This is a genomic window from uncultured Campylobacter sp. (assembly GCF_938045535.1).
GTDB lineage: Bacteria > Campylobacterota > Campylobacteria > Campylobacterales > Campylobacteraceae > Campylobacter_B.
Window position 1 is genome coordinate 1 of the sequence record NZ_CALIMQ010000086.1, and the last position, 4167, is coordinate 4167.

The 4167-nt window shown below is 47.5% G+C and carries 2 protein-coding genes and 1 pseudogene; 2 read left to right on the forward strand and 1 reads right to left on the reverse strand.

Going from position 1 to position 4167, the window contains the following annotated elements; all coding sequences use genetic code 11:
• A pseudogene (locus Q0095_RS02825) lies at nt 1-448 on the reverse strand (aminodeoxychorismate lyase); the annotation flags it as partial.
• A 130-nt stretch (nt 449-578) separates the two neighbouring features.
• Between Q0095_RS02825 and Q0095_RS02830 the strand changes: the two are divergent.
• A complete protein-coding gene (locus Q0095_RS02830; RefSeq protein ID WP_297881168.1) occupies nt 579-3167 on the forward strand; it encodes an AsmA-like C-terminal domain-containing protein in 2589 nt (862 codons plus the stop codon).
• Nucleotides 3164-4167, forward strand: a 1004-nt coding sequence (locus Q0095_RS02835) for a tyrosine-type recombinase/integrase (RefSeq protein ID WP_297881170.1), incomplete at its 3' end; no start/stop codon positions are given. The genes Q0095_RS02830 and Q0095_RS02835, both read left to right, overlap by 4 nt.

The window sequence follows — 4167 nt, forward strand, 5'->3', positions numbered from 1 at the left end:
TTTCAGGCACCAAAAAGCCCTCGTAAAACGGCGCCGTGGCGTTGTATTCGCGCTCAAGCTCGCTAAAGCTTAGCCCGCGATCTTTCGCAAGCTGTTTTAAAAACACGATCGTAGTCTCTCCCGGGATCAGCTTAATCTCGTTCATCACGGGCTTTGCGACGCTTAGCTCATACAAAAATTGATATTTAGGCAAATTTTCGCCGCTAAGCTCCAGCTCGCCGGTTTTTGCGCCGCCGTAAAAAGAAAGTAGCCTCGCGTCGAATTTGCTAAATTTAGGATAGCTCTTTGAGAGTTGCGATAAAATTTTCGTTGAACTGCCTTGTCCTATCTGCACGGTTGTCGCGTTGCCGACGCGCTCGTATAGATCAAAGCCCACGGCCAAAAGGACGATAGCCGCAAGCTCGATACAAATGCACACCGCTTTGATGAGTTTTATAAAGAATTTCATGCGTTCCTTTCAAAATTTAGCTGAAATTATAGGCAAATAAGCCAAAATTTTGAATAAATTTCATATTATAAGCGCAGTTTTTCGGCACGCCCGATTTGGTTTTGGGGCGGAGTTTTTTGATGGGGCGATGATGTTTAGAACTTTGGCTAGATTTTTTTTGTGCATAACCATACTTTTTATAATCTGTGCGGTAGGCCTAAAGCACGGTATAACGATTTCACAGCTGGACGTGGGCTTTGCAAAGCTTGAGGGGTTTTATCTCAAGCTAAATAAAGGTCTCGTGCTGCGCATTAAAAATCTTGAAATTACGCAAAATAATACACAAAATTTAGAGCAAAATTCCACCGATCTGCGCACGCAAAGCGAGAAAATTTTGGAATTTAGCAAAAAAATCTCGCTCATCAACTCCTTTTTTGAAGAGATCGACGTGCAAAATTTGAAGATCAAGGGCGAAAGTCTAAAGCTAAAATACAAAAGCGACGTTTTTTACGCTGACACGCGGTTTTTTAGGCTAAACTCGCAGATCACGCCGAGCGCAAACGGGCTAAACTTCGATCCGATCGAGCTTGAACTAAATGATTTTAATCTCACTCTGCACGGCACGGCGCGAGCAAATTTCAGAGCCGATACGTATGATTTTAACGGCACCTTCGCTTCGCACGAGATCGCAGGCGAGCTTGACGTGCACAATATCGGCTCGGAGCTAAATATCGAGATAAACCGCGCCTCGGCTTTGAGCCTGAAAAATTTTATGAATGAGCTGGGCGCACTTACGGGGCTAAATCCTCTTGCGAACGAGTGGATCTACGGCAAGGCGGTCGCGCAAAACTACTATATCGAAAATCTGCATGCCAAAGTCGATCTGAAAGATCCGCGCCCGATCGCCGAAAATGTCAGCGCCACGGCTTACGCGCAGGATCTTACGATAAAATTTCAACCGCAAATCGAGGCCGTAACGGTAAAAGACGCCAATATCACGCTTAAAAACGATTTTCTAAGCTTTACGCTAAATGAGCCTAAATTTAAAGGCAAAAGCCTGGAGGGAAGCAGCGTGCGTATCGGCGGGCTTTTTGAAGAGAAGCCGGTCGTATATCTGGATCTGCGAACTAAAGAGAGTTTGGGCAAAGACCTTATAGTGATCCTGCAAAGCTACGGCATAGACGAGCCCGTATATCCGCTAGGCGGTGGGATCGATGCGCGCGTGCTGATAGATGTGGACGTCGAAAAGGAAAGCGCCAAGGTCGATGCGAACGTGACACTAAAAGATGCCGATCTGATGATCTCTAAAGCGAAATTTCACTCCAAAGCCGCGCGGGTGCACATCACCGAGAAAAAAATCGACATCAAAGACGCGAATCTGCAAAATGAAATTTTTAACGCCACGGCAAGCGGCAGTATCGATATCGCCACGCGCAAGGCTAAATTTAACGGCACAATCCATAGCTTCAATCTCTCCCCGAACGGCAAAGAAATTTTAAAATTTGGCGACGCGCGAGATAATATAAGCCTTGATTTTAGCGGCAAAGCGCCGGTGCTGAGCTCGCAATTTTTAGGCGCGAAGATGAGCTTCGGCGAGCGGATCGAGATCAGCTCGCCCGATATTAGCGGAATTCTGCCCTTTTCTAAGACGCTTAAAAACGCGGGCATTAGCGGCGGAGATCTTAAAATTTTAACCAGCGATTTTACAAACTTAGATATCAGCAGTAACAATCTCATCTTTGATTTCGGTCTGCTAAACAAAGACGGAAGCCATTATAAAAACGACTCTTTCGCGCTTCGGGTGCGCGGCGGCGATCTGGAAGGCTCTAGCGGAAGCGGTAAAATTTCTCTTAAAATCAACAAAGGCGGCAACTTCGTCTCTTTAAAAGACGTGGACGTCGCGATCAATACAAGCGTGCAAACCAGCGAGTTTAATAGCGGCACGAAGGAGCGCTCGCCGATAAATTTCAGCGGGCAAAATTCTGCGATCGTGCTATCAGATCTTAATAAGACGCTTAAATTTATGCACTTTAACGGCGTGCTGGACGGCAAAAATATGAATTTAAACGCAAGCTTTAAACGCGGCGACGTGAAGTTGATCTTTAAAAAGAGCTTGCTTCAAATTTTTGCGCAAAACATCAGCGGCGAGGCGCTTAATCAATTCCTGGGCTCGCAGAGCTTCGACGGAGGGGTATTTACGCTAAAAGCAAGCGGCATCGATCCGCGCAACTATCGCGGCGAGATCAACGTGCAAAACACCTATCTGAAGGACTACATCATCTATCAAAGGCTGCTTAGCTTTATAAACTCCGTGCCGTCGCTACTTACGTTTAAGACGCCCGATTTCAACGATCGCGGCTTTAGCGTGCAGAAGGGTAAAATTTACTTTCGCCGTAGCGGCGATAAAATTTACATAAATGCGATGAACTTTACCGGCAGTAGCGCAGACATCGCGGGCAACGGCGAAGTGGATATGAAAAGCGGCGCGCTAAATATCGATCTGGAGCTTAAATACCTCAAAGACGCAAGCTCGATAATCTCAAAAATCCCGCTGCTAAATCATATCATCTTGGGCGAAAACAATACGATCTCCACGATCATCGAGATCCGCGGCACGATGAAAAAGCCTACCTACTCGACCGGCGTTGCGACCGACGTGCTAAAAACGCCGTATAATCTCATCAAAAACACGCTGATGCTGCCCTTTGTGATCTTCGGCGACAGCGAGGAGAGCAAATGAAATTCCCGCTCGATTATAAGGATAGCTTTGAAAAATCGCTGCTGTTTTGGCTCGTAAAATTCGTGCGCTACAAGCTAAGCGCGCTATCGAATAAGGAGCTGAAAAACGACGCGCTGTTTCGCCGCGCAAGTCTGGCGCTAAATCACGAGGTAGCAAGTATCGGCGAACTCGAGCGGCTCGCAAAAGACGCGCGAAATGCGGGACTTACCGGCATCAATACCTATTTTAACCCGCTTAAAAAATTTTACGAAGCGATAGTAGAGTACGGCCTTGAGAGTATGAAAAATATCGATGAGGAGCTTTTGAGCGAAATTTTAGCCTCGATTACAGGCGGTCTGAGCGATGCGAGCAAAAAAAACTACCGAATCGCGCTGATAAATTTTTTCGGCTTCATCGACCGCCAAAACGAGCAGGACGGCACCTCGCACAACTACGGCATCGAGCTTAAGCACTGGGGCGGCATTAGCGGCAGCCGCGGCACGAAGCTTCCGGAGTTTATGAGCGAGGAGGAGCTGAAGCGGTTTTTGGACGCGATAAATTTAAGCGAGTTTCCCTCATTTGCCCATCGCAACCGCCTAATCGTAAAAATAATCGTCTACACCGGCATCCGCGTGGGCGAGGCGATAAATCTCAAGCGCAAAGATATCGCGCCCGAGGGCGATCTTTTCGTCATCCGAATCCGCGGCAAGGGCAATAAATACCGCATCGTAATGATCAAGCGCCACCTAATTGAGGAGCATCTAAACGCGCTGGAGACGAACTTTGCTAACAAAGAGGGCTATCTTTTCATCACCAAAAACGGCGCGCCGCTTACCCAGGCATACGTCAGCGGCATAGTGGAGAAAATTTTAATGAGCGCGGGCATCCGCAAGGAAAAAAACGGCGCTCACATGCTGCGCCACACCTTCGCGACGATGCTTTATAAAAAGCAAAAGGACCTCGTGCTCGTCCAAGAAGCCCTCGGCCACGCGAGCCTAAATACTTCGCGCATCTACACCCA

Excerpts from the sequence above, each read along its gene's own strand:
- Q0095_RS02830 (WP_297881168.1), top strand. The coding sequence starts at position 579 with ATGTTTAGAACTTTGGCTAGATTTTTTTTGTGCATAACCATACTTTTT.